This is a genomic window from Sphingomonas sp. ABOLE (assembly GCF_003950455.1).
Classification (GTDB): domain Bacteria; phylum Pseudomonadota; class Alphaproteobacteria; order Sphingomonadales; family Sphingomonadaceae; genus Sphingomonas; species Sphingomonas trueperi.
Genome location: NZ_QQWY01000012.1, coordinates 1 through 25,318, shown reverse-complemented (window position 1 = coordinate 25,318; position 25,318 = coordinate 1). Strand labels below are relative to the sequence as shown.

The window sequence follows — 25,318 nt, the reverse complement described above, 5'->3', positions numbered from 1 at the left end:
ACCTGCAAGGTGTAAGCTTCGCGTTAATCCGCGTTCAGGAAAGCAGCGCCGATGCGGGGACCAAGGCCGCGAGGTCGACGACCAGGATCGGCTCACCGTCGCGCTCGACCAGCCCGCGCGCCGCATTCCGCCAATTTCCCTCGAGCGCGATGCCGCCGGCGAGGGGGCGCAGCTCGAACGGCTCCACATCCTCCAGCGTGTCGACCAGCATCGCATAATGATGCCCGTCGATCGCAGTGATCACCGCGCGCCGGGCCAGCGTGCAGCCGTTCATCCCCAGCGCCGCCTCGGTATCGACGACGGTGACGACGCGGCTGCGCAGCGCCGCCAGCCCGCGCACCGCCTTGGCCGCGCGCGGCACCGCGGTGACCTCGCCGATGTCGACCACCGATTCGACCTGGTCCGAATCGATCGCGACGGTACGGCCCGCCACTTCGGCGATCAGATAGAGCTGCTCGGCCATCAGCACCCTCCCCGCGCGCCGACCCGCGCTTCGAGCGCGAAGAGCAGGCCTGCACGGTCATAGCGATAGACGCTGTCGTCGCCCGGCTCGGCCTGGCGCTTGCGGCGCAGGCGGACCACCGGCGCGGCGGGCGTACCGGGATCGGCCGCATCGGCGGCGAGCACCACCGCCGGGATCTCCCCCGGCGCGAGGCTCGCGGCGACGCGGTAGCCGGCGGTCTCCAGCAGCGGGCGGACGAAGGTCGCCAGCCAGCCGTCCTTGTCGCCGGCGAGCAGGCAGAGCGGCGCATCCTCGGCGGCGACACGGTCGACATGCATGTCGAACACCCACAGCACGTCGAGCACCTCGATCTGTTCGCCCTCGACCAGCGCCACCCCCATCGCCGCACCCGGCGCGCGGGCCGGCGCGATCTCGGCCGGCAAGGTCACGATCTCGATCGCCTCGTCGATCGCATAGGCGACCTCGGCATCCTCGTCCTTGAGCCGCAGCACGCTCAGCCGCTCGCGCCCGTCGAGCGCGCCCTGCATCGCCAGCGGCACGATCCGCCCGTCTATCGCCAGGCGGTGACTTCCCGCCGCGAGGTGCACCTGCGCGGCGGACACCTTCTCGACGCGATCGACCGCCGCCAGCGGCACCGCGCGGCGGACGCCGTCGAGGTCGTCGAACAGCAGCGCGGGCAGCCCGGGCACCGCGGCTTCCTCGATGACGTCTCCGAACGCGGCGCTCAGGTCGCGGCTGAAATCGAGGCCGCCCACCCGCGCCATGCCCGCGCTGTCGAGCAACAGCATCGGCAGCCCGGAATCGGGCAAAGTCTGGCCGGCATAGATGCCGGTCGCCATCACCGCGGGCGAGGCCGGCTTGATGACCAGTTCCTCATTGTCGTGCACCTCGTCGACGGCGAGTGCATAGCTCCCCGCCCCCGCGCCGACGATCACGAGCATGCGCGGCCCATGCCGTTCGCGGTCCGGGCACAATTCCAGCAGATGGCCAAGGTCGAGCAGCGGCATCCGCCGCTCGCGCACGGTGGCGATCGGGGTGCCGCCCAGCTGATCGATGCGGATCGCCTCGCCGCGCTCGCTGACGATCTCCTCGATCGACTGGCGCGGGATAGCGAAGCGCTGCTGGCCCGCGCCGACGATGATCGCCGAGATGATCGACAGCGTCAGCGGCACATGGATGGCGATGCGCAGGCCCTTGCCGGGGACATTGTCCAGCTCCACCCGGCCGCCGATCTGGTCGATGCTCGCCTTGACCACGTCCATGCCGACGCCGCGGCCGCTGACCTCGGACACGATGTCCTTGCTCGACAGGCCCGGATGGAACATCAGCTCGAGCTTGGCCGCGTCGCTCAGCGCGTGCAGGTCGCGTTCGCTGCGGATGCCGCTGGCCGCGAGCTTCTGGACCAGCCGCGCGACATCTACCCCGCGCCCGTCATCGGCGATCTCGATGATGATCTGGTTGCCCGATTGCCGCGCCGACACGCACAGCCGGCCGACCTCGCGCTTTCCCGCGGCGCGGCGCTCGGCCGGTGCCTCGATGCCATGGTCGATCGCGTTGCGGATGATGTGGACCAAGGGATCGCGCATCACCTCGATCATCTCGCGGTCGAGCTCGACGTCGGATCCCTCGATCTGCAGCGCCACCGACTTGCCGAGCCCCGCCGCGGTATCGCGCACCATGCGCGGCAGCGGCGAGAACAGCGCGTCGATCTTCTGCATGCGGGTGCGGGTGACGGTGTCGCGCATCTCGCCGACGGTGAGCGACAGCCGCTCCAGCGCCGCCTCGACCGCCGGATCGATTTCGCCGACCCGCAGCCGCCGGGCGAGCTCGTTGCGCGCCAGCACCATCTCGGACATGCCGCTCATCATCCGGTCGAGCAGGTCCACGCCCAGCCGCACGCTGCGCGAGGGCGCCCGCTGCGCGACCGGCGACGGCAGCACGATCTCCTCCGATCCCTCGGCGAGCGCGGCGATCAGCAACTCCTCGCCGCTGTCGTCGAGCGCGGCGCCGGCATCGATCGCCTCGACGATCTCGCCGATCCGGTCGACCACCGCGAGCACGGCATTGACCAGCGCGCGATCGGGCACCCGCGCGCCGTCGCGCACCTGCGCCAGCACGTCCTCGGCGGCGTGCGCCAGCCGCTCCAGCCGCGGCAGGTCGAGAAAGCCGCAGCTGCCCTTCACGGTGTGGACGAAGCGAAAAATGGCGTCGAGCCGCGCCCGGTCGTCGGGCTGCGACTCCCAGGCGACGATCTCGCCCGAAAGCGCCTCGAGCGTCTCGCGCGTCTCGGCGATGAAGTCCTGCAGCAGGTCGTCCATGGGGCCCCGGTGGAAATTTCCGGGGGCCACCATGGCGGTCGAGGGTTAATACCCGGTTATGGAGCTCGATCCTTCCCGGCTCAGCCTACGGGGAAGGACGCCCCGAACAGCAGCACTTCGGAATCGGGCGGGCTCACCTGGAGCTGGCCGCCATGCTGGACGACCAGTTCGTGCGCGAGAAATGCCGCCGCCGCGCGCGGGGTGATCGGCACTTCCTCGCGGCCGCCGGCAAGCGCGCCGCGCAGTTCGGGGTCGAGCACGATGCGCGGGCCGTCGGCGCGGATCACGATCTCGATCGTGCCCTCGGTGGTCTCGGCGCCGATGTCGAGCTGGCCGCCGCGGACCAGCGCGTCGCCGCCGATCAGCGCGAGGTTGAGCAGCACCTTGATCGCCTGCTTGGCCATCACCGGCTCCTCGACCATCCAGCCGATCTTCACCCGGTGATTGTCGCCGAACAGCCCTTCGAGCGCGGCCTGCGCCTCGCGCGTGTCGACCGTCTCGCCGAATCCGCCGGCGGCGCCGAACGCGAGGCGGAAGAACTTCAGCTTGTTGGCGCTTGCCCGCGCGCTCTCCGCCAGCAGCTCCAGGCAGCGGGCGCGCATCTCCGGATCATGTTCGTCGGCAAGCAGTTCCAGCCCGTTGTTGAGCGCACCCACGGGGCTCAGCAAGTCGTGGCACAGGCGCGAACAAAGCAGACTCGCGAATTCGGTAGGGCTGATATTCAAGTTCTGAGGCTCCAGCTGTGGATCCCCTTTGGCGCAGCGGATGGGAAGCTGCAAGCATCGTGGCGGCATCCTCACGCGATCGGTGGCGTTCGTCGGACGACTAGGGGTGCGCTGCAGTCGCGATACAAAGCGCCGAAAGTGCTGCGCTTGCTGGCGGGGTAGAAAAGCATGGGGGGGGGCGCGAGGCCCGGTATTCTTCGCCTAGGCGGCCCGGCGGGGGCGGATGCGTCCCGCCGGGCTCTGCGTCAGACCCTGCGACCGGTGAACAGCTGGATCAGGCCGATCACGAGCGCGATCACGAGCAGGATGTGGATGATCCCGCCGGCGATGTGGAACGAGAAGCCCAGCAACCACAGGATGACCAGGATTACGACGAGCGTCCAAAGCATTGTATCTCTCCCTGAAATTCGGACCGGTTAACGTGAGGAAGGCCTGGATCGTTCCGGCTGCGCGCGCCAACCGCAGACTTTTCAGACGCTTCGGTCTGGTCTAGCGCCGAACGTGAGCCTTGCAGGAGCGCGCATCAATGGCCCGAACCCTGACGATCGACTTCGTCTCCGACATCGTCTGCCCCTGGTGTGTGATCGGCCTGAAGGGGCTGGAGGAAGCGCTTTCCCGCATGGGCGACGCGGTCACCGCCGAGATCCGCTTCCATCCCTTCGAGCTCAACCCGGCAATGGCGCCCGAGGGCGAGAACATCGTCGAGCATATCGGCCGCAAATATGGCGCGACGCCCGAACAGTCCGCCGGCACCCGCGCGATGATCCGCGAGCGGGCCGCGGCACTCGGCTTCACCATGGCGATGGGCGACGAGTCCCGGATCTACAACACCTTCGACGCGCACCGGCTGCTCCACTGGGCCGGGCTGGTCGGCGACCAGCGCGGACTGAAGATGGCATTGTTCACCGCCTATTTCACCCAGGGCAAGAACCCCGGCGACCGGAACGTGCTGCTCGCCGCCGCCGAACAGGCCGGGCTCGATGCGGTGGAGGCCGCGCGCGTGCTCGACGAGGGCCGCTATGCCGAGGAAGTGCGCGCCGAGGAGGCGCTGTGGCAGTCGCGCGGCATCCAGTCGGTGCCCGCCATCGTCATCGACCAGCGCTACCTGATTTCCGGTGGGCAGCCACCGGAAGCCTTTGAGCAGGCACTACGTCAGATCGCGGCAGAGGCGCACTGACGCGAAAAACCCGAATTTGTTACGGAATCGAATTGTTTTTGGCGAAAGTCGCATGCTAGCGGGTGCAACCTAGATTTGAGGGTCGATGACGGTGCTTCAGGCGGCAACAACGGATCCGGGGGCGTTGCCCCCGCACTGGATCGAGGTCGCCCAGCACCCGGACTTCGGAAGAGCTGCGCGGTGTTTTGCCGCTAACATCCTCGCGGTTGCGGAGTCCGATCGCACGCTGGCCGCGGTGTTCAAGGATGCCGGCCATTATGTAACGGCGATGTCGGCGGCCTATCTCGACACCCGCGGCGGCCTCACCCTTACCCTGCTCCGACAGATCTGCGCAGCTACCGGGCTGCTGACCGCCAACCGCGCCGCCGCGCTGATCGACTTCATGCAGCATATCGGCGTGCTCGCCCCCGCCGCCGACCATGGGTACCGGACGACACCTGCCTTCCAGCGCGCCTGGTGCCGGCACATCCAGGCAGCGCTGGAGCCCGCCGCGATGCTCGATCCGGCGCTGGCAGCCATTGCGGAAGCACTGGAAGACCCCAAGCACTATCAGCATTTCCTCAGTGTCCAGGCGAGCCGGCTCTATGCGCTGGCGAGCGAGCCCGATCCCTTCCCCAGCCTCCGCGCCTCGTTCCTGCACCCGCTGGCCGGCTGTGCCATCCTCCACACGCTGGCCCTGACCTGCACCGACGATGCGTTCGTGCCGATCGCGGGCGCAAGCGTGCCGCTCACCGAACTGGCCCGGCGCTTCGGCGTGTCGCAGCCGCACGTCCGCCGGCTGCTCAAGCGCGCCGAGGCGAACCGCTTCCTGCTCCACGTCGGCCCTAGCCGGCGGGCGTTCCACCCCGAGGGCTTCCCGACGATCCGCTACCATTATGCCGCGCATCTCAGCGAGATGATCGCCTGCGGACGGCTGGTGCTGGCGGGGCTGGCAGCGGGGGACCACGCTCCAGAACTCGCTTGACCGTATCCTCCCCCCGCCAGGGGGAGGACGCGGCGCTTCCGGATTCTAAACGAGGATCAGTGCCTCTTCCGCGAACTTGTCCCACCGGCCCGCATCCCCGGCCCGCCAGCAGGTGACGTCCTCCCCGCCGAGGATCACCCACAGCTTCCCGTCCGGCGCCGCCATCGCCGCATCGGTGCGCGAGGGCGCCGCATCCCCGCTCGGATGCGAATGCCAATAGCCGAGCAGCGCATCCCCGCCCGCCCGCTCCGCCCGCAGCGCGGCGAACAGCGCGGCGGGATCGATCTCGAAGCGGATCTCGGGCGCATCGGAAACGTTTGCACACTCGGTGAAGCGTTCGATCCTGCCTCCTGCCCCCAGCAACAGCCCGCACGCTTCCCGCGGCGCCGCAGCCGTCGCAGCTTTTTTCATACCGGCCAGTATAGATATTGAAATCATAACGCCCATGCCCATTTCCGGTAAAACATGAATCAGGGGGTTTCCATCTTAGAAGCGCGGATCGCGGACGAGGCGCATGGCTGGCGGCTCGACCGTGCCTTGACCGATGCGCTGCCGACGCTGTCGCGCGAACGCGTGAAGGCGCTGATTTCCTCCGGCGCCGTCACCGGCCCGGACGGCGCGCTCGCCCGCGACCCCGCCCGCAAGGCGGTGGGCGGTGCGGTCTTCCAGGTCGTGGTGCCCGATCCCGCGCCCGCGCACAACGAAGCGCAGGACATCCCGCTCAACGTGGTGTTCGAGGACGAGCATCTGATCGTGATCGACAAGCCCGCGGGGCTGGTCGTCCATCCGGCGGCGGGCAATCTCGACGGCACGCTGGTCAACGCGCTGCTTCACCACTGCGCCGGCCAGCTTTCGGGCATCGGCGGCGTCGCGCGGCCGGGGATCGTCCACCGGATCGACAAGGACACGTCGGGCCTGATGGTCGCGGCCAAGACCGATCGCGCGCATGTCGGCCTCGCCGCCCAGTTCAAGGCGCACAGCATCGACCGGCGCTACCAGGCGATCGCCAGCGGCCGGGTGCTCGCCGCCTCGGGCACGGTCAACGCGCCGCTCGCCCGCTCGCCAAGCAACCGCAAGAAGATCGCGGTCTGCGCGCCCGGCCACGGCAAACATGCGATCACGCACTGGACAAGATTGAACCAGCTTCGCGATGCGACGTTGATCGAATGCCGGCTGGAGACAGGACGTACCCACCAGGTACGCGTGCACATGACGTCGATCGGCCACCCGCTGGTGGGTGATCCTCTATATGGAAGTATGCGTTCCGCGCACCGCGGACTTCTGGCAAGCTTGGGTTTCCAGCGCCAGGCCTTGCATGCGGCACGTCTCGGGTTCATCCACCCGATCAAAAGTAACGCTTTGGCGTTCGATAGCGTAATGCCTGCAGACATGCAGGAACTGTTCAACCAGCTTCTCGTATGAGTTTTGGGCGCCCGAGTCCCCCCGTTCGGACCGGCGCCCGTTGGAAAGGGAGAAACGATCATGGCTAGCGGCAGCAACGTCCCCGCGACGATTCCCGCGCTCGGCGGCGAGGCGAGCCTCAATCGCTATCTGGCCGAGATCAAGAAATTTCCGATCCTGAGCCCCGAGCAGGAATATATGCTCGCCAAGCGCTTCCAGGAGCATGGCGACACCGATGCGGCGGCCCAGCTGGTCACTTCGCACCTGCGTCTCGTCGCGAAGATCGCGATGGGCTATCGCGGCTATGGCCTGCCCGTCTCGGAGCTGATCTCCGAGGGCAATATCGGCCTGATGCAGGGCGTGAAGAAGTTCGAGCCCGATCGCGGCTTCCGCCTCGCCACCTATGCGATGTGGTGGATCCGCGCCTCGATCCAGGAATTCATCCTGCGCAGCTGGTCGCTCGTGAAGATGGGCACCACCGCCGCGCAGAAGAAGCTGTTCTTCAACCTGCGCCGGATGAAGGCCAAGCTCGACGCGTTCGAGGATGGCGATCTCTCCCCGGAGAACCTCGCCAAGATCGCCACCGATCTGGGCGTGACCGAGGAAGAGGTCACCTCGATGAACCGCCGCATGGCGATGGGCGGGGATACCTCGCTCAACGTGCCGATGCGCGAGGATGGCGAGAGCCAGTGGCAGGATTGGCTTGCCGATGAAGGCCCGCTGCAGGATGAGGCCGTCGCCGAGGCGCAGGAGGCGGACGTCCGCCACGACATGCTCGTCTCGGCGATGGAAGACCTCAACGAGCGCGAGAAGCACATCCTCACCGAGCGTCGCCTGACCGACGATCCCAAGACGCTCGAGGAGCTGAGCCAGGTCTATGGCGTGTCGCGCGAGCGCGTCCGCCAGATCGAGGTGCGTGCGTTCGAGAAGCTGCAAAAGGCGATGATGCGCCTCGCGGGCGATCGCCGCCTGCTCGCCACCCACTGATCGCGCCGCGGTTCCTGCCAGGTGATTGCAGGAACCGCCCCGGCTGGGGCATGGCGGGTACGTGAGCAAGAATCGCGCCCGCCCCTCTTCCCCCCGCCGTTCCTCGGCCCACCCGCGCAAGCCCTGGTGGCGCCGGCTGATCGTGCTGGGGGTCCAGTTCGTTTTCGGCTTCGTGCTGCTGTCGCTGCTGATGGTGACGGTCTATCGCTTCGTGCCGCCGCCGATCACCTGGACGATGATCGGCGACGTGTTCGCCGGGCATGGCGTGACCAAGGACTGGATGCCACTGAGCCGCATTGATCCGAGCATGGCCCGGGCCGTGATCGCGGCGGAGGACGCACGCTTCTGCCAGCACAACGGCTTCGATTTCGCCGCGATCGAGAAGGCCTATCAGCGCAATGCCCAAGGCACGCACAAGATTCGCGGCGGCTCGACGATCAGCCAGCAGACCGCCAAGAACGTGTTCCTGTGGCAGGGCGGCGGCTATTTCCGGAAGGGCCTGGAGGCCTGGTTCACCGTGCTGATCGAGAATATCTGGGGGAAGCGGCGGATCATGGAGGTATACCTCAACGTCGCCGAGACCGGCATCGGCACCTACGGCGTCAACGCCGGGGCGATGCGCTACTTCCACCACGACGCATCCCAGCTCTCGGACCGCGAGGCGGCGCTGATCGCCGCGGTGCTGCCGCTGCCCAAGAAGCGCGCCGCGATCGACCCGCGCGGGTTCACCCGGCGCTATGGCAACAAGATCAATGCGCGGATCAACGTGGTGGCGGGGAACGGGCTGGATCGCTGCCTGAAGTGAGCGCCATCTAAGCAGTCATCCCGGCGAAAGCCGGGATCCATTCGCCACTCCGAAGCAGCATGAGCCGTAGCGGTGAAGCCAATGGATCCCGGCTTCCGCCGGGATGACGAGTGTTGGGGTAGCCCCTACTTCGCCGCATCCTTCGCTGCGTCGCCGACATCCTTCGCGGCATCGCCGACGCTGCTCGCCGCGCTGGTCACCGCGTCGGTCTTGGCGTTCTCGCGGGCATTCTGGTTGAACAGGTAGAAGGCGCCGATCACCACGGCGATCAGCACCGCCAGCCCGATCAGTGCCATGCCGGCACCGCCGCCGCTGCGGCGCTCGATCACCGTGGTGTGGCTCGCGCGGTCGGTCGCCACGCCGTCTTCAACGATACGTTCGGCCATGATCATCTCTCCTCGGTTCGTCTGGCGACAGCAACCGAGGGGATGAAGTTATGGTTCCCTAACCCCTTGTCTCAAAACGGGAGCTTGAAGCCCGGCGGGAGCGGCAGGCCGCTGGTCATCTTGCTCATCGCTTCCGACGAGGCCGCATCGGCCTTGACGCGTGCATCGTTGAACGCCGCGACCAGCAGGTCTTCCAGCATCGCCTTTTCGGCGACGTTGACCAGCGAATCGTCGATCGCGATGCCGATGATCCGGCCCTTGGCGCTGGCCTTCACCTTGACCAGGCCGCCGCCGGACACGCCTTCGACCTCGACCGTGTCGAGATTGGCCTGCGCCTTGGTCAGTTCGGCCTGGACGTTCTGCGCCATGGCCATGATTTCTTCGAGACTCTTCATCCGTCACTCCCGGTCTTGGTCCAGCCGATCAACTCGGCTTCAGGAAAAGCATGCATCGCGGCGGCAACGATCGGCGAGGCGAGCACCGCCTCGCGCTCGGCCGCTTCCGCCGCCGCCTGTTCTTCGCGCAACGTCCGCGCGGTGGCACCCTCGACCAGCGTCACCTTCCAGTGCACGCCGGTGCTGTCCTTGAGCGCCCCGCCCAGTTCGCGCACGAAATCCTGCGGCAGCGGCCGCGCCGCGCCGAAATCGATCTCGCTGCCCTCGAAGCGCACCGGCCGCATATAATCGCGGACGAACATCGCGAGCTGGAGGCGGCGATGCGCCTCGAGATGCTCGGCGAGTTCGGCGAGGTTGGTCGGCAGCACCGGCCCGGTTTCCTGCACCGTCGCGGGCGCCGGCGCGGTAGGCTCGGCAGGCGCAGCTGCGGCCGGCGCACCGGCGGGCACCGCGATGCTGCCGCTGAGGATCTGCTTGGCCAGCTCGCCCGGATCGGGGAGCTGCGCTGCGTGGATCACCCGCAGCAGCGCCATCTCGGTCGCCTCGATCGGCAGCGCCGCCTTGGCGACCTCGTCATGCCCACGCAGCAGCAGCTGCCATAGCCGGTGCAGCGCCGGGAAGGACAGCCGGCTCGCCCAGCCCTCCATCGCCTCGCGCTCCTCGGTCGACTGGCCGGCGAGGCGGTGCGTGCCGAGCTTGACCAGCGTCACGCCGTGCACCGTCTCCAGCAGCGAGCGGAGCACCGCGAGCGGATCGACGCCGAGATCATATTGCGCGCGCAGCCCCGCCAGCGCCTGCTGTGCCTGGCCCTCGACCAGCGTGCCGAACAGCGCCCGGTTCGCGCCGCGGTCGGACAGGCCGAGCATCTGGCGCACGGCTTCCGCCTTCACCCCCTCGCCCTCCAGCCCCGCATGCGCGATCGCCTGGTCGAGGATCGACAGCCCGTCGCGCGCCGAGCCTTCCGCCGCGCGGGCGACCAGCGCCAGCGCCTCGGGCTCGGCCTCGACCTGCTCGGCCGCGCACACCCTGGCGAAATGCTCGGCGAGCAGCTCGGCCGGGATGCGGCGCAGGTCGAAGCGCTGGCAGCGCGACAGCACCGTCACCGGCACCTTGTTCACCTCGGTGGTGGCGAACAGGAACTTCACATGCCCCGGCGGCTCCTCCAGCGTCTTCAGCAGCGCGTTGAACGCGTTCTTCGACAGCATGTGGACTTCGTCGATGATGTAGATCTTGTAGCGCGCCGAAACCGCCGCATAGCGCGACGCCTCGATGATCTCGCGCACGTCGTCGACGCCGGTATGGCTGGCGGCGTCCATCTCGATCACGTCGATATGGCGCCCCTCGGCGATGGCGCGGCAGGGCTCGCACTGCCCACAGGGATCGATCGTCGGGCCGCCCTGCCCGTCCGGGCCGATGCAGTTGAGCGCCTTGGCGATCAGCCGGGCGGTGGAGGTCTTGCCCACCCCGCGCACGCCGGTCAGCAGGAAGGCGTGGGCCAGCCGGTCGCGGCGGATCGCGTTGCCCAGCGTGGTGACCATCGCATCCTGGCCGATCAGCGCGCTGAACGTCTGCGGCCGGTATTTGCGGGCGAGCACGCGATAGGCTTCGGCCTTCGCAGGCTGCGGCGGTTCTTCGAGGCCAAGCAGGGAATCGGACATCACGATCCTATCTAGGGGCTCGCGCGGCGTTTGTCGAAGTCCGGCACGGTGATCGCGCGGCGACCGGCGGGCGAGGCGAGCGCCCAGAGCAGCAGCGCCGCCCCCCACGTCATCACAATGGCGGAAAGCCCGGCCTGGAGCAGCACCCCGCCCTCGGTCGCCGTGCCGAAATTATAGCCGGTATGCCACAAGGCCGCCGCCAGCACGCTGCCGCGCGAGGCGGCGCTGACCTGCGCCAGCACGAACCCGCCAAGCACCAGCCCCAAGCCGAAGCCGAACACCAGCATCGCCGGCCCCATGCCGCGGTAGGTCGCGACGATCCAGAACAGCGGGGCGTGCCAGGCGATCCAGAGTATGGCCTGCGCCAGCACGCCGCCGATCGCGCCATAGCGTGCCTGCAGGCGCGGCAGCAGAGTGCCGCGCCACCCCGCCTCCTCGCCATAGCCGTTCACCACCAGCACGATCACGAACAATGCCAAGGGCGAGAGGACCGGCAGCCCGCTGAACCGCAGCAGCGCGCCCAGCGCGATCGGATGGCCCGTCCACGCAGCGGCAACCAAAAACGCGGCGATCAGCAGGAAGGGCGTCAGCGCCAGCATCCAGCCCCACCACCCCTGGGGCAGGCGAATCAGCCGGCGGAGCCACGCCGCGCGCGCGGCTTTCGGTGCCGAGGCCAGCATGCACACGCTGCCGGCAACCCAGGGCCCGAGCAGCCCGCCGAAGTGCGTCGGCAGCGTGCCCGGCCGCACGACCACGCCGAGCAGCGCCATCGGTATCCAGATCGTCCAGGAAAAGCCGAATGCCAGCAGCAGGAACAGCCCGATGTCGCCGCTCGATCGTCGCATGCCCGCCCCTCCGCTGCCGCACGCACGGCTTTTGCGGCCCAGGGCGCAGGTGCGCCATCGGGAGCTTCACGGATGCAGCGATACAGGGTGATGGGTGGGAGCCGGAACGACCCGGGACGAAATCGTTACGGCTGCTTCCTTCCGGACCTGACCGGGTTGGCGACGATCCCGTCCGCCCGACTCCCGCGGCGCATATGGGGGAAGCGCAGGCGGGTGGCAAGAGCCTTGCGATGCTTAGTGGGTCAGCACGGCCAGTCGGGCGAGAATGCCGCCCACCAGCGCGCCGATCGCCAGCAGCGCCATCATGGTCGCCACGCAGGGGCCGAAGCCGGTCTGGTGGTCGTCGAAGCGGTCGAGTCGCATAAAAGCCTCCGTATGACAGGAGCGTGTCACGCGGAGGCTTCCATGGATATCCGTAGCCTTCCGGAGCCCGAAGGCGCGCCTCAGCGCTCGCGGCTGAGGTCTTCGACTTCGCCCATGATCGTGTCGAGCGCGGTGCGGCCATCCTCGTTGAGGGAGGTCGAGCGGCGCGAAGGCAGTTGCCCTTCCGACATCAGCGCTTCGAGCGCGACGCGGCCGCGGGCGACGCGGCTCTTGATCGTGCCGACCGCCACCTGGCAGATTTCGGCGGCTTCCTCGTACGCGAAGCCGCCCGCGCCGACGAGGATCAGCGCCTCGCGCTGCGGCTGCGGCAAATGGAGCAGCGCGCGCTGCATGTCGGCCAGCTCGACATGGCGATCCTGGCTCGCCGGGGCCGCCAGCAGGCGATCGGCGACCAGATCGTCCCATTCGCCCTTGAAGCGCGCACGGCGCATCTGGCTGAGATAGAGGTTGCGCAGGATGATGAAGGTCCAGGCGCGCATGTTGGTGCCGGCCTGGAAGCGCTTGCGCGCGGCCCATGCCTTGAGCAGCGTTTCCTGCACCAGATCGTCGGCGAGATCGCGGCTGCCCGACAGCGAGCGACCGAACGCGCGGAGGTGCGGGATCACCTGTGCCAGCTGCGTCTTGAATTCGGGATCCGACAGCGAAACATGTTCCACCGGGGCCGCAGGCGTGCCCGGTTCGTCGTGATCCGTGTGGGTAGCTTCGGTCATGCAATCCCGATCGTTAGCGCGCAGGGCGTCGCGGTTCGTTGGCAAGCTGGGGTCGGACGGCTTGATGTCAAGCACCGTGCTGTGCAGCATTTCTCGTCAAACCAACAAGATAACAGCAAAAATCACAATAACCAGCAGCGTGCCGATGATCAGCACGTAGCGCGTCACTCCAGGGGTGGTGCCGGCGCGGGCACGATCCGTGGAAAGGTGGGCGGGTTCGTCTTGCTCAGCCATAACATGCTAAACACCCGAAAACCGTTTTAGGTCCGTACCGGGTGGAACCCGCCCTTTTTAGCCTCAGGCGGGGACGGTCGCCTCGTCGAAGAACAGCGCCTGGCTGATCGTCGCCTTCACCGTCTCGCGCTGGAACGGCTTGGTGATCAGGAAGGTCGGCTCGGGGCGTTCGCCGGTGAGCAGACGCTCGGGGAAGGCGGTGATGAAGATCACCGGCACCGCGAATTCGGCGAGGATGTCCTTCACCGCGTCGATGCCCGAGCTGTCGTCGGCCAGCTGGATGTCGGCGAGCACCAGGCCCGGGCGATCCTCCATCGCCAGCGCGACGGCTTCGTCGCGGGTGACGGCGACGCCGGTCACGTCATGGCCGAGGTCGCGGACGATCTGCTCGAGATCCATCGCGATCAGCGGTTCGTCCTCGATGATCATCACGCGGGTACGCGTCTGACGCTCGATCTCGGCCACCGCCTCGGCGACCAGCTCGGATACGCGGGCGGGCTGCTCGCCGATCAGATAGGCGGCGTCCTCGGGCGGGAAGCCTTCGACGGTCGTCAGCAGCAGCGCCTGGCGCGACAGCGGGGTGAGGCGCGCGAGCCGCTTGCGCGCGATCGATTCCGCATCGCTGCCCTGTTCGACCGCGTCGATGCTGTCGTCCCACTGGCTCGACTGCCAGATCACCTGGAAGGTGCGATAGAGGCCGAGCCGCGCATCGACGTCGCGCGGGAACTGATCGGGTGCCTCGACGATCGCTTCGAGGGCGGCGCGGACATAGCGGTCGCCTTCGGCCTGGTTGCCGGTGAGCGCACGGGCATAGCGCCGCAGGAGCGGAAGGTGCGGCGCGAGTTGCTGACCAAGCGACATGAGCTGTGTTTTCTCCATCAGGTTCGGGAGCCTTTGTCGGCCCCGACGGGCGGTATTTCAATCGATTCCGTCACCCGAAGAAGCCCCTCCCCGGATTTCGCATCGGTGGTGGAACAATCGAGGCGCTCTTTGGTTTCATCGTCCGGACCGCGTGGATGGTTATCGCGACGCCGGGTGCTTGCACTCGGCGTCGTTATCACTATTCGCGGTAGCGGTCACATCGTTCATTCGTCCGGGTGTCCGGACATTTTCCGGACCCTTAGGGGGGAATTGGTGCATTCCGCTAAAGATGATCAGGGCAAGCAGCCGCAGCCGGAGCGGGGGAGCGACAAGAAGCCGCGCCCCAGCGCCGATGTGGGTGACGTATTGCGCCGTACATATGACGAGACGCTGAACGAGTCGGTGCCGGATGACCTGCTCGACCTGCTGAAGAAGCTCGATTAAACGAATCCACCCATGAACGGCCTGGATTCTCCGCTCCGCGGCCGAGGCTTCTCGGCGGCGCTCGGGCGATTGCCCACCGGCGCCAAGGTTTTCCTGATTCTGGTCGGCGCGCTGCTGCCGCTGGCGCTCATCGCGCTGTTCACTACGCTGCAGACCACCCGCAGCGCCGATGACGAGGCACGCGAGCGGCTGAGCGTCACCGCGCAGGAAAGCGCGGGCAATCTCGAAAATCTGCTCGCCAATCACGTCGCGCAGCTCGGCGAGGCGCTCGCCGCGCTCGAACGCGATCCGAACGATGCCCCCAGCTGCACCCGATTGGCCGGCACCTATGCCGCGCAGGGCCGGGCGCATTTCGTCGTGCTCGACCGTCGAGGGCGCACGCTGTGCGGCCGTGCGTTCGAGCAGATCCGCATGGTAGACACCCCCCGCAGCGACGTCGCCGCACGAATCGTGCCCGGCGGCCTGCTGCTCCGGATCAGCGGTGGCGACGGCGCCACCGCCACCGCCTATTATCCCCGCGACCTGCTCGCCGGCCTCGCCCGCCCCAGCGGCTTCGTCCCCGAATATGGCGCGGCGCTGATCGGCCATGGCGACCGGCTGACGCTCCGCGCCCTCAAGGACAACGGCCCGCTCGATCGCGGCAAGAGCGTGCGCAGCAACCTCGGCGTCGACGATCTCGCGCTCGAGACCACCATGCCCGGCGCACCGATCACCTCGCCGCTGGTGATCGCGACCGTGCTGCTGGTGGTGATGTGGATCGCCGCCGCCGCGATCGGCTGGTTCGTCGTCGACATCCTGCTGATCCGCCCCTTGCGCCAGCTGCGCAGCAGCGTCGCCAATTATCAGCCGGGCGACGTGATCGATACCGAGCGGCTGGGGCCCATCCCCGCGCAGGAAATCCGCGAGCTGGGCGACACGTTCAGCGAAATCAGCCGCACCGTGCAGGCGCACGAGGCCGACCTCGCCAAGGGCCTCGTGCAGCAGACCCGCCTCACCCGCGAGGTCCACCACCGGGTGAAGAACAACCTCCAGGTGATCTCCAGCCTGATCAACTTCCACGCCCGCGCCGCCCGCGGCGAGGAGGCAGCCAACGCCTATGCCTCGATCCAGCGCCGGGTCGATGCGCTCGCGGTGGTCCACCGCCACCATTATGCCGAGATGGAGGAAAATCGCGGGCTGGAACTGCGCTCGGTAATCGGCGAGCTCGCCGCCAATCTGCGCGCCACCGCCTCCGAGCAGGCGCGCGGGATGGGCATCACGCTCGAAGTCGAATCGCTGCTCGTCACGCAGGACGTGGCGATCGCCGTCTCCTTCCTGCTCACCGAGATCATCGAGCTCGCGGTCAGCTGCAACGCGGCCGCGCAGATCCGCATCTCGATCAAGGCGCCCGAAGACGCCGACCGCGCCGTGCTGCGCGTCTCCTCGCCCGCGCTGGTCGGCGGCCCGACCTTCGAGGGGCTGGTCGACAAGCGCTATGGCCGCGTGATGCTGGGCCTCGCCCGCCAGCTGCGCACCCAGCTGCATCACGACCCGCTGGTCGGCGCCTACGAGACCACGATCGCGATCACCGGCCGCTTCTGAAAAAAAGCGTCCGGGCGGTGGAACCCCGCGACGGGGGCGACGTTCTACACTTCGGATAGCGACCTTTGCCCCCCCGCTCTCGCTGTCCACGACATGGGCCCGGAAGCGTCTACCCTCCCCCCCCCGGTGACGCTTCCGGGCCTACTTCCTTCCTGACATCGCTGGATAAAGCTTCCCCCCGGCGCCGCTGCGCCGGGCTGCAGGAACGTTTCCACGCGCGCCGCATTGAACCTTCCGTCCCGGCAAACGGGGAATGAAGGAGAATTTCGATGCGTAAACTCATCGCGTGCGCCGCGCTCGCCGGCACCCTGCTGATCGCCGCCTGCAACACCGTCGAAGGCGCCGGCAAGGACGTGGCCTCGGCGGGCGACACCGTCGCCAACGCGGCCGAAAAGTCCAAGTAAGGATTTTGGCGAGCCCCTGCCGCACCCCTGCGGCTGGGGCTTCGCTCATTCGGCGGTCTTGGCCTCGGCCTCGGATTCCGCCGCTTCCGCCTCGGTCGCCGCCGTACGCTCGCGCCGCCGCCGGGTGAAGTAGATCGCCACCAGCGACAAGAAGTAGAGGCCGACCAGCGGGCCTGCCAGCAGCAGCTGTGATCCCACGTCCGGCGGGGTCAGCACTGCCGCGATCGCCACCGAGGCGACGATCGCATAGCGCCACGCGCCCTTCAACTGCTCATAGGTGACGATGCCGGCATGTTCGAGCAGCATCAGCAGCACCGGCAACAGGAACGAGATCCCGAAGCCGAAAATGAACTGCATGATGAATTTCAGATAGTTGTTCACATCCGGGAGCGCGGTCTGCTCGACGCCGCCGAGATTGCCCTGGAAGCCGAGCAGGAACTTCAGCGCCACCGGAATCGCGACGAAGTACGCCATCGAGGCGCCGGCGATGAACAGGATCGGTGTGGCGAGCAGGAACGGCAGCAGCGCCTGCTTCTCGCGGCGATAGAGGCCGGGTGCGACGAACTGCCACAGCTGGTTGGCGATGATCGGGAAGGCGATCATCAGCCCGGCGAAGAACGCCACCTTCACCTCGACAAGGAAGCCGCCGAAGATGTCCGTGTTGATGATCCTCGCCTGCCCCGCCGTCTTGAGCGGCGCGACGAGGAAAGAGAGGATGCCGCGCGCAAAATAGAGGCAGCCGCCAAATGCCAAAAGCAGCGACAGGATCGACCAGATCAGCCGCTTGCGCAGCTCGATCAGATGGTCGAGCAACGGGGCCTGGGTGTCGTCGATCTCGCTCACGGCTTCACTTCGCTGGCAGGGGGCACGGGCTTGGAATCGTTCGCGGCCGGCTTCGGCGCGGAAACCTCGACCGGCGCCGGGTCGGCATGGATCTCCGGCTGCGGCGTCATCACCGGGACATCGCCCTCGTGCGGGACATGCTCATGCGAGACGGGATCCTGCGCGACATGCTCGATCGCCGGCACCGTGTCGGGCGCGGCGAGCGGCTGCGGCGGATACTGCCGCATGATCCGCTCATTCTCCGCCGCCCATTGCTTCTCGAGCTCGGCCAGCTCGGCCTCGCGCACCATCGAATCGATGCCCGAGCGGAACTGCCGGCCCACCGCGCGGGCCTTGCCGACCCATTTGCCGACGAAATGCATCGCCCGCGGCAGGTCCTTCGGCCCGATGAAGATGAGGGCGGCGATGGCCACGACCAAAAACTCGCCGGAATCGATATTGAACATTCTGTCGGCGCATCCACTCGCACGGCATGCGCCGGTCGCCCCGGCGCGCTGCGATCAAAGTCCGGGCCGCCGGGCTGTAGCGGCGCCCCGGCAGAGGCTCAGCGCTGCTCCTCGCGAGCGCGCTCGGCTTCCGGCGTGTAGCCCGGCTCGGGCGCCGGCTTGCCTTCGATCCGGGTCGGCGGCGTCTGGGTATCGTCCTCGGCCATGCCCTTCTTGAAGTTCTTGATGCCCTTCGCGACGTCACCCATCATGTGGGAGAAACGGCCGCCGCCCAGCAGCAGGATGGCGATGATGCCGACGACCAGCCAGTGCATCAGGCTGAAGCTACCCATGAGAATTCTCCTTGATATCTCGACCTATCTAAGGCCCGCGGCTCCCCACGGCAACGGCTGATCACCCTGTACCATGGTTGTACCGGCCGAATCCGGGAGGACCCGCCTATTCCTCGCCCGTGACAGTTTCGCTTTCCGCCGCCGCCTCGGCCGCATCGAGCTGTTCCAATGCGAGATCGACGGGGTCGAGCAGCCCCGCCGCCTTGAGGTCCTCGATCCCCGGCAGGTCGCGCCGGCTGGCAAGGCCGAAATGGCTGAGGAACCCCGCCGTGGTGGCATACATCAGCGGCCGCCCGGGCACTTCGCGGCGACCGGCGGGGCGCACCCAGCCTGCCTCCATCAGCACGTCGATCGTGCCCTTGGAGATCTGCACGCCGCGGATCGCCTCGATCTCGGCGCGGGTTACCGGCTCGTGATAGGCGATGATCGCCAGCGTCTCGATGCCCGCGCGGCTCAGCTTGCGGCTGTCCTCGCGGTCGCGGCGGAGCAGGTGCGCCAGATCGGCGGCGGTCTGAAAATGCCAGCGATCGCCGCGGCGGACCAGCTCGATGCCGCGCCCGGCATAGGTTTCGCCGAGCGCCGCCAGCGCCGCGCGGATATCCACCTCCGGCCCGACATAGGCGCGGATCTCGTCGACGCTGAGCGGCGCCTCGGACGCGAACAGCACCGCCTCGACCGCGCGGATGGGATCCTCCGCGTCGATCATACCGGGATCGCCTTGAGGTAGAGCGGCGCGAAGGGCGCGTCCTGGCGGATCTCCAGCCGCCCCTGCCGCGCCAGTTCCAGCGCGGCGACGAAGGACGAGGCGAGCGCCGAGCGGCGGAAGAGGTCGCTGGCGCCTTCGGGCAGGAAGCTTTCGATCACGGCCCAGTCGATCCGCGTGCCGAGCTGGGTGGAGAGCCGCTCCAGCGCCGCCTCCAGCGTCATCACGTCGCGGTGGGCGACGACATGCATCACCGGCCGCGTCCGCGCGCTGATCCGGCCATAGGCGGCGATCAGGTCGTAGATTTCCACTTCCCATTTGGCCTGGCGCTGGACGCGCAGGCCTTCCGGCGCGCCGCGCGGGAAGACGTCGCGCCCCATCCGGTCGCGCGCGACCAGCCGCGCGCCCGCCTCCCGCATCGCGCTCAGCCGTTCGAGGCGGAGCTGCAGGCGCAGCGCCAGTTCCTCGGGGCTCGGGCTCTCGGCGGGGTTGCGCGGCAGCAGCAGCGCGGATTTGAGATAGGCGAGCCACGCCGCCATCACGAGATAGTCGGCGGCGAGCTCCAGCCGCAATTCGCGCGCGGCATGGACATAGGCAAGATACTGCTCGACCAGTTCGAGGATCGAAATCTGGCGCAGGTCCACCTTCTGCGTGCGGGCGAGCGCGAGCAGCAGGTCGAGCGGGCCTTCCCAGCCCTCGACCTCGATCTTCAGAATGTCGTCGCCCCCGTCCACCTGGTGGTCATAGGAGGGGCACGCCCCCCAGGCAAATCCTGCCCTGCCACGCACGGGAGGGGACCATTTGCGCAGCAAATGGTGGAGGGGCCGCCGCGGCACGCGGCGGTAGGCGTGCGGATGCATTCCGCGCCTTCCGGCGCGGCCCCTCCACCACCGCCTTCGGCGGCGGTCCCCCTCCCCCAGCAAGCTGGGGGAGGAGACGCTCACCTCAGTTCCAGCAGCGCATCCCGCTTGGCGAGCAGTTCGGCGAGCGGCACGTCCTCCGCCGCGCCGACCGATCCCATCGCCCGCGCCAGCCGATCGAGGCACGCCGCCGGCGCATCCGGGATCCGGGATACGATCTCGACCATCTCCGGCATCCGCGCCCAGCAATCGAGTACCACGTCGCAGCCCGCCGCCAGCGCGCGCTCGGCCTTTTCGCCCGCGGTGCCGGAGAGCGCCTTCATGTCGATATCGTCGGTGAACAGCAGCCCGTCGAAACCGATCCGGCCCCGGATGATCTCGCGGATCACCGTCGGCGAGAGCGTCGCGGGCAGCTCGGCATCCCAGGCCTCGAAGACGATATGCGCGGTCATCCCCATCGGCGCGGAGGCAAGCCGCTGGAACGGCAGCAGGTCCGCCTCCAGTTCCTCGGCGCTCGCCTTGACCCGCGGCAATTCGAGATGGCTGTCGACCATCGCCCGGCCATGCCCCGGCATGTGCTTGATGATCCCGACCACGCCGCCGCGCGCCAGCCCGTCCAGCAGCGCACGGCCGAGCGCCGCCACCCGCATCGGATCGCGCCCGAACGCGCGGTCGCCGATCGCAGGCGTGCCGCCCTCCACCGCCACGTCGAGCAGCGGCGCGCAGTCCACCGTCACCCCCGCCTCGCGCAGGATCGCGGCAAGCGCCTGACCATTGGCCCGCGCCGCCTCGATCGCCGAGATCGGCGCGCGCTCGTACAACGCGTCGAACGCCGCGCCCGCCGGAAAGGCCGGCCAGACCGGCGGCTGCATCCGCGCGACGCGGCCGCCTTCCTGGTCGATCAGGATTGGCAAGTCGGCCCGCCCGCTCAAGCTCCGCAGATCGTCGGTCAGCGCCCGCATCTGCGCGGGATCCACGCAATTGCGCTTGAACAGGATGTAGCCGAGCGGCGCCGCCTCGCGGAAAAAGGCGCGTTCGTCGTCGGTAAGCGTCGGGCCGGACAGGCCGAAGATCACGGGCTTCATGGGCGCAGGCCTAGCCGATCCGCCCTCGCCCGCAACCCCCTTCAGCTCGCGACGAAGCAGTTCTCGCCGGCGACCTTGAGCTTGCCGCAAATCTCGCGCGCCTGCCCATTGCTGCCGGCGTTTACCCGCAGCCGGTACACGGTCTTGCCATCCGGCGTGGCGAAGGGGACTACCAGCTTGCCGAGCGGCGCGAGATAGCCGAACCGCTTCGACATCCGCGTCCAGGCGATGTTCGCCGCGCCTTCGCTCGGGAAGGCGCCGAGCTGGACCAGCGCCCCCGCCCCCTCGCCCGCCAGGCCCGCCGCCGCCACCTTTGGCGTCGGCGTCGGCTTGACGATCGTCGGTGCAGGCAGCGCGATCGTCGCGCTGCTGCTCGCCTTGGGGCCGGTCCGCGGCGTCGGGCGCGGCTTCTGCCCCTCGACCGGCGCCTCGGGCAGCGCGCCGACATTGATCCCCGCCTCGCTCGGCCCGCCCTGGCTGGTGCGGAAGACGATGTCGCCCTCGCCGTCGACGCGCATGCCCCCCGGCTGGTCCGGCCGCACCTTGTAGGGCTCGGCCGGCGCCGCGATCAGCGCGCCATTGCCGTCGCGCGCGGCCTGGTGCCGCAGCCAGTAATAGACGCCGCCCGCCGCGCCCAGCACGAGCAGGGCGAGGAAGACCGTGACGAACACGCGGCCCTGCCGCGGCTCCTCATAGGCCTCCTCCACCGTCTCCAGCCAGGGGAGCCGCTCGCTGTCGTCGTACCGGCCGCGCATCGCCGTCACATCTCCTCGGCCGCCTCCACGCCCATCAGCGCGAGACCGTTGCGGATGACCTGCTGCACCGCGCGCCCGAGGAACAGCCGCGCGCGGGTCAGCGCCGGCTGCTCGACCACCAGGAAACGCCGATCGGCAGAGTCGTTGCCCATATTGTAGAGCGCGTGGAATTCCGCGGCCAGATCATAGAGATAGAAGGCGATGCGATGCGGCTCGCGGGCGCTCGCCGCCGCTTCCACCACGCGCGGGAACTGCGCGGCGAGCTTGGCCACGGCCAGCTCGCGCCCGTCGAGCAGCGACAGGTCCGCCGCCTCGTCCAGGCTGATCCCCGCCTCGGCCGCGCGGCGATGCACCGATGCCACCCGGGCATGGGCGTACTGCACGTAGAAGACCGGGTTTTCCTTGGAGGTCTCCAGCACCTTGGCGAAGTCGAAGTCCATCTGGGCATCGGCCTTGCGGGTGAGCATGGTGAAGCGCACCACGTCCTTGCCCACCTCGCGCACCACGTCCGCCAGCGTGACGAAATTGCCCGCGCGCTTGGACATCTTCACCGGCTCGCCGGCGCGCAGCAGGCGGACCATCTGGACGAGCTTGACGTCGAAGCGGGTCTCGCCGCCGGTCAGCGCCTGCACCGCGGCGACGATCCGCTTGACCGTCCCGGCATGGTCGGCGCCCCAGATGTCGATCAGCTGGTCGGCCGACTGCGCCTTCTGGAAGTGATAGGCGAGATCGGCGCCGAAATAGGTCCACTGGCCGTTCGACTTCTTGATCGGGCGATCCTGGTCGTCCCCGAACTGGGTCGAGCGGAACAGCGGCAGCTCCACCGGCTCCCAATCCTCGGGCGTCTCGCCCTTGGGAGCCTCAAGCACGCCGTCATAGACGAGCCCGCGCTCGCGCAGCCATGCCTCGGCCTGTTCGGGCTTGCCGGCGGCCTGCAACTCGGCCTCGGACGAGAACAGGTCGTGATGGATGCCGAGCAGCGCCAGATCGTCCTTGATCATGACGAGCATCGCCGCGACCGCGGTCTTGCGGAACAGCGCCAGCCATTCGCTCTCGGGCGCGTCGACATATTTGTCGCCGAACTCGGCGGCGAGTTGCTGGCCGACCGGCTTCAGATAATCGCCCGGATAGAGCCCCTCGGGGATCTCGATCGTTTCGCCCAACGCCTCGCGGTAGCGCAGATGCGCCGAGCGGGCGAGCACGTCGACCTGGCCGCCCGCGTCGTTGACATAATATTCGCGGATCACCTTGTGGCCGACATATTCGAGCAGGCTCGCCAGCGCATCGCCCACCACCGCGCCGCGGCAATGGCCCATGTGCATCGGACCTGTAGGGTTGGCCGAGACATATTCGACGTTGACCGTCGTCCCCGCGCCCAGCGACGAGCGGCCATAATCGGCACCGGCCTGCAGGATCGCGGCGACTTCGCCGCGCCAGCTGTCCTCGTGGAGCGTCAGGTTGATGAAGCCGGGACCGGCGACCGACACGGCGGCGACCTCGTCCAGCTTCTCCAGCTCGGCGACCAGCTTCTCGGCGAGCGCGCGCGGATTGGTGCCGGCGGGCTTGGCGAGCACCATCGCGGCATTGGTGGCGAGATCGCCATGGCTCGGATCGCGCGGCGGCTCGACGGTGATCGCGCGTCGCTCCAGCCCGCCGGGCAGATCACCGGCGAGGACGAGCGCATCCAGGGCCAGATTCAGATGCGCGGCGAAACGAGCATAAAGCGTCATTGAGCAATCCAATGGGGAATGGGAGCGGCGGCTGTAGCGCAGTGGCGCGGCGCCGTCATCCCTATTGGGAGTCGCGATCCATCCCTGCAAGGGGAGGTGGCGGGCCGAAGGCCCGACGGAGGGGTATCCCCGGTCGAGGCGGCACACCGTCACACCAGCCTCGAAACCCATCGGTCGCGCTCCGCGCCGCTTTCACTTTAGAGGGTGTAGGAGGGGCCCCCAACCTCCTCCCAGGGCGGATATAGGACAGGCTTGTCGCCGTAGTAGCGGCGCGTCAAATCGCGACGACGCTCCAAGAAACTCCCGGCACGGCTCGGATCATCAGGGTAAAAATACTGTACTTCGAAACGCCCGCTACGAATGAAATATTCGATTTCAGACCAGCGCGCCGGCCCCTCCTGCGCATACCAGAGATCGAGTAATATCTCACTCCATCGATCCAGATCCACATCCCTGTACATGACGTGATTACCACCATCCTTGAAAACTGCAGGCGCAATCATCTCAGGATCGACCTCCGCATGGAGCAAGCTGTTCTCGACGGGATACTCGGCATCCTCCGCGAGCATTTGTCCAATCTCCAAAAGCAGACGCTCCGTCTCGTCAGCGGACATGCGCTCCTCCCTCCCGCTCATTGGGCAGCTTCACACTTCGCTTCACGCCATCGACATAGAAGACGACATCGATCGTGGTAGGACGCTGAGAGAGTGCTCGAAAATGCGGTACGATCGCGACCGTAACCCAATGTCCCGCACGCTTCTCTCGCGCCCATTCATCCTCTATGGCCCGATACCGGCCCCGGTTGACGTTCGAGTCCTGTGCGAAGTGATTGAACGCCTCAGTCGGCCCGTTGAAGCGCGGTGCGATGTAATGCCCGCCATCGTCCTTCGGCAGTCGATCGGTGCCACCGGCACTGCGTTGAAGACGTCTCGATCGAGGCTGCGGCGGCGCAAGAACCAAGACACCTGAGACTCGCCGCGTTCGCTCGCGCTCGTCGATCTCATAGTCATAGCCGTTGCGAAACACGTGCCGCCAAGTTGGCTGATCGGATTGACTGCCGAGGCCTGTGCCGGCGCGATATCTGTGGGTATCTGCGGAGCGCTTATCGACAGGTGGGGCTTCCCAGCTCCCGCTGCCCCCTCCACCGCCGAAGCTTCCACCTCCGCCTGAATCTCCTACGCCCGAATCCTTCGCAATCGGCGGCCCTCCCCAGCTACCGCTAGATCCTCCGCCACCGCCGCTCGCTCCACCGCGGACGAATTCCGCGCGCTCAGTCAGAGAAGACAGAGGCGGCGGCGGTGAGGCGGAAGGGGGACGGAAATGATTTTGATAGTAGCGGTACCGAGTCTCGATCGCTTCTCGCCAATCCGGATCCCCCGGATGCTTGGCCAATTCGCTCGCTTTCCATGCGTCTGCCTCTTCAAGCGACGCGATGGGCTTGAGCTTAGAATCGTCTCCATATGGCGGAACACGCTTCCGATTCCGATTCCCGGCGACGCCGAAGCCTCCCTTTGCGGTACTGCCGGTTCCTGCGAAGGTGAAACGACCATTAGCCGGATCATGCCAAGGGTTGAACTTGACCTCGATGGGATCGCCTTCATCAAGGCGCACATGTCGCCCCGTCCGCAACCAAATTGCAAAAGCCCGCCGCTGCTCCGTCGCTGTCTGCATGCGCACTCCCCGCGTCTGCCGCTGCGGAACAGCTAGAACAAAACAGGAACTTTGTCAAGGTAGCGTAACGATCTTGGAGGGATTACTCCTCCATTCTGGAGAGAGAGAGGGAGAGAGCGCGCGCCCCCTACCCCCTTACCAACCCCTCCAT

31 protein-coding genes and 1 other RNA gene are annotated in these 25,318 nt (G+C 67.7%); 8 read left to right on the top strand and 24 right to left on the bottom strand.

Going from position 1 to position 25,318, the window contains the following annotated elements:
• Positions 1–34: 34 nt before the first annotated feature.
• The 4 genes from CA234_RS09230 to CA234_RS09215 form a co-directional block, all read right to left on the bottom strand.
• Positions 35–463: a chemotaxis protein CheW gene (locus CA234_RS09230; protein WP_126001508.1), complete on the bottom strand. Its 429-nt coding sequence runs from the start codon at positions 461–463 to the stop codon at positions 35–37.
• Positions 463–2,781, bottom strand: coding sequence for a chemotaxis protein CheW (locus CA234_RS09225; RefSeq protein ID WP_125977370.1), 2,319 nt, complete (start codon positions 2,779–2,781; stop codon positions 463–465). The genes CA234_RS09230 and CA234_RS09225 overlap by 1 nt, the downstream gene beginning before the upstream one ends.
• An 80-nt stretch (positions 2,782–2,861) precedes the next feature.
• Complete coding sequence (locus CA234_RS09220) at positions 2,862–3,506, bottom strand: histidine phosphotransferase family protein (RefSeq protein ID WP_125977369.1); 645 nt, start codon at positions 3,504–3,506, stop codon at positions 2,862–2,864.
• Positions 3,507–3,751: 245 nt separating this feature from the next.
• Positions 3,752–3,895 carry a lmo0937 family membrane protein gene (locus tag CA234_RS09215; RefSeq protein ID WP_121078233.1) on the bottom strand — a complete coding sequence of 48 codons (144 nt, stop codon included), beginning with the start codon at positions 3,893–3,895 and terminating at the stop codon, positions 3,752–3,754.
• 137 nt (positions 3,896–4,032) lie between these two features.
• Between CA234_RS09215 and CA234_RS09210 the strand changes: the two genes are divergently transcribed.
• Together CA234_RS09210 and CA234_RS09205 are read left to right on the top strand one after the other, a co-directional pair.
• Positions 4,033–4,683, top strand: a complete 651-nt coding sequence (locus tag CA234_RS09210; RefSeq protein ID WP_125977368.1) for a DsbA family oxidoreductase — start codon at positions 4,033–4,035, stop codon at positions 4,681–4,683.
• 85 nt (positions 4,684–4,768) lie between these two features.
• Complete coding sequence (locus CA234_RS09205; protein ID WP_126001507.1) at positions 4,769–5,647, top strand: hypothetical protein; 879 nt, start codon at positions 4,769–4,771, stop codon at positions 5,645–5,647.
• Between the two features lie 45 nt (positions 5,648–5,692).
• Here the strand turns inward: CA234_RS09205 and CA234_RS09200 are convergent, their stop codons facing one another.
• Complete coding sequence (locus tag CA234_RS09200; protein ID WP_126001506.1) at positions 5,693–6,058, bottom strand: M67 family metallopeptidase; 366 nt, start codon at positions 6,056–6,058, stop codon at positions 5,693–5,695.
• A gap of 54 nt (positions 6,059–6,112) precedes the next feature.
• Here CA234_RS09200 and CA234_RS09195 point away from each other — a divergent pair, with 54 nt between their 5' ends.
• From CA234_RS09195 to mtgA, 3 genes are all read left to right on the top strand, one after another.
• Positions 6,113–7,069: an RluA family pseudouridine synthase gene (locus CA234_RS09195; RefSeq protein WP_126001505.1), complete on the top strand. Its 957-nt coding sequence runs from the start codon at positions 6,113–6,115 to the stop codon at positions 7,067–7,069.
• A gap of 60 nt (positions 7,070–7,129) precedes the next feature.
• Positions 7,130–8,035, top strand: coding sequence for an RNA polymerase sigma factor RpoH (gene rpoH, locus CA234_RS09190; RefSeq protein WP_125977365.1), 906 nt, complete (start codon positions 7,130–7,132; stop codon positions 8,033–8,035).
• A gap of 136 nt (positions 8,036–8,171) precedes the next feature.
• Complete coding sequence (gene mtgA, locus CA234_RS09185; RefSeq protein ID WP_241213427.1) at positions 8,172–8,840, top strand: monofunctional biosynthetic peptidoglycan transglycosylase; 669 nt, start codon at positions 8,172–8,174, stop codon at positions 8,838–8,840.
• 125 nt (positions 8,841–8,965) lie between these two features.
• On the opposite strand, the gene CA234_RS09180 is transcribed toward mtgA, so the two are convergent.
• From CA234_RS09180 to CA234_RS09150, 9 genes are all read right to left on the bottom strand, one after another.
• Positions 8,966–9,226 carry a hypothetical protein gene (locus CA234_RS09180; RefSeq protein WP_125977362.1) on the bottom strand — a complete coding sequence of 87 codons (261 nt, stop codon included), beginning with the start codon at positions 9,224–9,226 and terminating at the stop codon, positions 8,966–8,968.
• Positions 9,227–9,297: 71 nt separating this feature from the next.
• Positions 9,298–9,621 (bottom strand): YbaB/EbfC family nucleoid-associated protein, encoded by a 324-nt coding sequence (locus tag CA234_RS09175; RefSeq protein ID WP_125977361.1) that lies wholly within the window; start codon positions 9,619–9,621, stop codon positions 9,298–9,300.
• Entirely contained in the window at positions 9,618–11,279 is a 1,662-nt protein-coding gene (locus CA234_RS09170; protein ID WP_126001503.1) for a DNA polymerase III subunit gamma/tau, read from the bottom strand. The genes CA234_RS09175 and CA234_RS09170 overlap by 4 nt, the downstream gene beginning before the upstream one ends.
• 11 nt (positions 11,280–11,290) lie before the next feature.
• Complete coding sequence (locus tag CA234_RS09165) at positions 11,291–12,124, bottom strand: type II CAAX endopeptidase family protein (RefSeq protein ID WP_126001502.1); 834 nt, start codon at positions 12,122–12,124, stop codon at positions 11,291–11,293.
• Positions 12,125–12,214: 90 nt separating this feature from the next.
• Positions 12,215–12,312: signal recognition particle sRNA small type (gene ffs / locus CA234_RS09160), an RNA gene on the bottom strand.
• A 46-nt stretch (positions 12,313–12,358) separates the two neighbouring features.
• Positions 12,359–12,487, bottom strand: coding sequence for a hypothetical protein (locus CA234_RS25175; protein WP_277600117.1), 129 nt, complete (start codon positions 12,485–12,487; stop codon positions 12,359–12,361).
• Between the two features lie 80 nt (positions 12,488–12,567).
• A complete protein-coding gene (locus CA234_RS09155) occupies positions 12,568–13,218 on the bottom strand; it encodes a sigma-70 family RNA polymerase sigma factor (protein WP_125977358.1) in 651 nt (216 codons plus the stop codon).
• A 96-nt stretch (positions 13,219–13,314) separates the two neighbouring features.
• The gene (locus tag CA234_RS24315) at positions 13,315–13,452 is read right to left on the bottom strand and encodes a hypothetical protein (RefSeq protein WP_164521758.1); all 138 of its coding nucleotides are present in this window, start codon (positions 13,450–13,452) and stop codon (positions 13,315–13,317) included.
• Between the two features lie 63 nt (positions 13,453–13,515).
• Positions 13,516–14,313 (bottom strand): response regulator, encoded by a 798-nt coding sequence (locus CA234_RS09150; protein ID WP_126001577.1) that lies wholly within the window; start codon positions 14,311–14,313, stop codon positions 13,516–13,518.
• Positions 14,314–14,586: 273 nt separating this feature from the next.
• On the opposite strand from CA234_RS09150, the gene CA234_RS24310 reads away from it, so the two are divergent.
• The 3 genes from CA234_RS24310 to CA234_RS09140 all read left to right on the top strand — a co-directional run bounded on the left by CA234_RS24310 (position 14,587) and on the right by CA234_RS09140 (position 16,742).
• On the top strand, positions 14,587–14,757 hold the full coding sequence (locus CA234_RS24310; RefSeq protein WP_164521757.1) for a NepR family anti-sigma factor: 171 nt from the start codon (positions 14,587–14,589) through the stop codon (positions 14,755–14,757).
• Between the two features lie 12 nt (positions 14,758–14,769).
• Positions 14,770–16,338, top strand: a complete 1,569-nt coding sequence (locus tag CA234_RS09145) for a histidine kinase dimerization/phosphoacceptor domain -containing protein (protein WP_125977356.1) — start codon at positions 14,770–14,772, stop codon at positions 16,336–16,338.
• Between the two features lie 269 nt (positions 16,339–16,607).
• Positions 16,608–16,742, top strand: coding sequence for an entericidin A/B family lipoprotein (locus tag CA234_RS09140; protein ID WP_125977355.1), 135 nt, complete (start codon positions 16,608–16,610; stop codon positions 16,740–16,742).
• A 45-nt stretch (positions 16,743–16,787) separates the two neighbouring features.
• Here CA234_RS09140 and tatC read toward each other — a convergent pair whose 3' ends face one another.
• From tatC to CA234_RS24850, 10 genes are all read right to left on the bottom strand, one after another.
• The gene (gene tatC / locus CA234_RS09135; RefSeq protein WP_126001501.1) at positions 16,788–17,585 is read right to left on the bottom strand and encodes a twin-arginine translocase subunit TatC; all 798 of its coding nucleotides are present in this window, start codon (positions 17,583–17,585) and stop codon (positions 16,788–16,790) included.
• Entirely contained in the window at positions 17,582–18,031 is a 450-nt protein-coding gene (locus tag CA234_RS09130; RefSeq protein WP_126001500.1) for a twin-arginine translocase subunit TatB, read from the bottom strand. The genes tatC and CA234_RS09130 overlap by 4 nt, the downstream gene beginning before the upstream one ends.
• A gap of 98 nt (positions 18,032–18,129) precedes the next feature.
• Complete coding sequence (locus tag CA234_RS09125; protein ID WP_093297553.1) at positions 18,130–18,363, bottom strand: twin-arginine translocase TatA/TatE family subunit; 234 nt, start codon at positions 18,361–18,363, stop codon at positions 18,130–18,132.
• Positions 18,364–18,469: 106 nt separating this feature from the next.
• The gene (scpB, locus tag CA234_RS09120; protein ID WP_125977352.1) at positions 18,470–19,069 is read right to left on the bottom strand and encodes an SMC-Scp complex subunit ScpB; all 600 of its coding nucleotides are present in this window, start codon (positions 19,067–19,069) and stop codon (positions 18,470–18,472) included.
• Entirely contained in the window at positions 19,066–19,800 is a 735-nt protein-coding gene (locus tag CA234_RS09115) for a ScpA family protein (protein WP_126001499.1), read from the bottom strand. The genes scpB and CA234_RS09115 overlap by 4 nt, the downstream gene beginning before the upstream one ends.
• 206 nt (positions 19,801–20,006) lie before the next feature.
• Entirely contained in the window at positions 20,007–21,011 is a 1,005-nt protein-coding gene (nagZ, locus tag CA234_RS09110; protein WP_126001498.1) for a beta-N-acetylhexosaminidase, read from the bottom strand.
• A gap of 41 nt (positions 21,012–21,052) precedes the next feature.
• The gene (locus tag CA234_RS09105) at positions 21,053–21,766 is read right to left on the bottom strand and encodes an SPOR domain-containing protein (RefSeq protein ID WP_126001497.1); all 714 of its coding nucleotides are present in this window, start codon (positions 21,764–21,766) and stop codon (positions 21,053–21,055) included.
• A gap of 5 nt (positions 21,767–21,771) precedes the next feature.
• Positions 21,772–23,496, bottom strand: coding sequence for an arginine--tRNA ligase (gene argS, locus CA234_RS09100; protein ID WP_126001496.1), 1,725 nt, complete (start codon positions 23,494–23,496; stop codon positions 21,772–21,774).
• Between the two features lie 197 nt (positions 23,497–23,693).
• Positions 23,694–24,110, bottom strand: coding sequence for a hypothetical protein (locus CA234_RS09095; RefSeq protein WP_125977347.1), 417 nt, complete (start codon positions 24,108–24,110; stop codon positions 23,694–23,696).
• Positions 24,100–25,167 carry a DNA/RNA non-specific endonuclease gene (locus CA234_RS24850; RefSeq protein ID WP_241213407.1) on the bottom strand — a complete coding sequence of 356 codons (1,068 nt, stop codon included), beginning with the start codon at positions 25,165–25,167 and terminating at the stop codon, positions 24,100–24,102. Before CA234_RS24850 ends, CA234_RS09095 begins: the two co-directional genes overlap by 11 nt.
• Positions 25,168–25,318 lie beyond the last annotated feature (151 nt).

What these genes read in the sequence shown, in the direction of transcription:
- CA234_RS09230 (WP_126001508.1), bottom strand. Translation starts at nt 463, where the DNA reads ATGGCCGAGCAGCTCTATCTGATCGCCGAAGTGGCGGGCCGTACCGTC.
- CA234_RS09225 (WP_125977370.1), bottom strand. Translation starts at nt 2,781, where the DNA reads ATGGACGACCTGCTGCAGGACTTCATCGCCGAGACGCGCGAGACGCTC.
- CA234_RS09215 (WP_121078233.1), bottom strand. Translation starts at nt 3,895, where the DNA reads ATGCTTTGGACGCTCGTCGTAATCCTGGTCATCCTGTGGTTGCTGGGC.
- CA234_RS09210 (WP_125977368.1), top strand. Translation starts at nt 4,033, where the DNA reads ATGGCCCGAACCCTGACGATCGACTTCGTCTCCGACATCGTCTGCCCC.
- CA234_RS09205 (WP_126001507.1), top strand. Translation starts at nt 4,769, where the DNA reads ATGACGGTGCTTCAGGCGGCAACAACGGATCCGGGGGCGTTGCCCCCG.
- CA234_RS09200 (WP_126001506.1), bottom strand. Translation starts at nt 6,058, where the DNA reads ATGAAAAAAGCTGCGACGGCTGCGGCGCCGCGGGAAGCGTGCGGGCTG.
- CA234_RS09195 (WP_126001505.1), top strand. Translation starts at nt 6,113, where the DNA reads ATGAATCAGGGGGTTTCCATCTTAGAAGCGCGGATCGCGGACGAGGCG.
- rpoH (WP_125977365.1), top strand. Translation starts at nt 7,130, where the DNA reads ATGGCTAGCGGCAGCAACGTCCCCGCGACGATTCCCGCGCTCGGCGGC.
- CA234_RS09180 (WP_125977362.1), bottom strand. Translation starts at nt 9,226, where the DNA reads ATGGCCGAACGTATCGTTGAAGACGGCGTGGCGACCGACCGCGCGAGC.
- CA234_RS09175 (WP_125977361.1), bottom strand. Translation starts at nt 9,621, where the DNA reads ATGAAGAGTCTCGAAGAAATCATGGCCATGGCGCAGAACGTCCAGGCC.
- CA234_RS09170 (WP_126001503.1), bottom strand. Translation starts at nt 11,279, where the DNA reads ATGTCCGATTCCCTGCTTGGCCTCGAAGAACCGCCGCAGCCTGCGAAG.
- CA234_RS09165 (WP_126001502.1), bottom strand. Translation starts at nt 12,124, where the DNA reads ATGCGACGATCGAGCGGCGACATCGGGCTGTTCCTGCTGCTGGCATTC.
- CA234_RS25175 (WP_277600117.1), bottom strand. Translation starts at nt 12,487, where the DNA reads ATGCGACTCGACCGCTTCGACGACCACCAGACCGGCTTCGGCCCCTGC.
- CA234_RS09155 (WP_125977358.1), bottom strand. Translation starts at nt 13,218, where the DNA reads ATGACCGAAGCTACCCACACGGATCACGACGAACCGGGCACGCCTGCG.
- CA234_RS24315 (WP_164521758.1), bottom strand. Translation starts at nt 13,452, where the DNA reads ATGGCTGAGCAAGACGAACCCGCCCACCTTTCCACGGATCGTGCCCGC.
- CA234_RS09150 (WP_126001577.1), bottom strand. Translation starts at nt 14,313, where the DNA reads ATGTCGCTTGGTCAGCAACTCGCGCCGCACCTTCCGCTCCTGCGGCGC.
- CA234_RS09145 (WP_125977356.1), top strand. Translation starts at nt 14,770, where the DNA reads ATGAACGGCCTGGATTCTCCGCTCCGCGGCCGAGGCTTCTCGGCGGCG.
- CA234_RS09140 (WP_125977355.1), top strand. Translation starts at nt 16,608, where the DNA reads ATGCGTAAACTCATCGCGTGCGCCGCGCTCGCCGGCACCCTGCTGATC.
- CA234_RS09130 (WP_126001500.1), bottom strand. Translation starts at nt 18,031, where the DNA reads ATGTTCAATATCGATTCCGGCGAGTTTTTGGTCGTGGCCATCGCCGCC.
- CA234_RS09125 (WP_093297553.1), bottom strand. Translation starts at nt 18,363, where the DNA reads ATGGGTAGCTTCAGCCTGATGCACTGGCTGGTCGTCGGCATCATCGCC.
- scpB (WP_125977352.1), bottom strand. Translation starts at nt 19,069, where the DNA reads ATGATCGACGCGGAGGATCCCATCCGCGCGGTCGAGGCGGTGCTGTTC.
- nagZ (WP_126001498.1), bottom strand. Translation starts at nt 21,011, where the DNA reads ATGAAGCCCGTGATCTTCGGCCTGTCCGGCCCGACGCTTACCGACGAC.
- CA234_RS09105 (WP_126001497.1), bottom strand. Translation starts at nt 21,766, where the DNA reads ATGCGCGGCCGGTACGACGACAGCGAGCGGCTCCCCTGGCTGGAGACG.
- argS (WP_126001496.1), bottom strand. Translation starts at nt 23,496, where the DNA reads ATGACGCTTTATGCTCGTTTCGCCGCGCATCTGAATCTGGCCCTGGAT.
- CA234_RS09095 (WP_125977347.1), bottom strand. Translation starts at nt 24,110, where the DNA reads ATGTCCGCTGACGAGACGGAGCGTCTGCTTTTGGAGATTGGACAAATG.
- CA234_RS24850 (WP_241213407.1), bottom strand. Translation starts at nt 25,167, where the DNA reads ATGCAGACAGCGACGGAGCAGCGGCGGGCTTTTGCAATTTGGTTGCGG.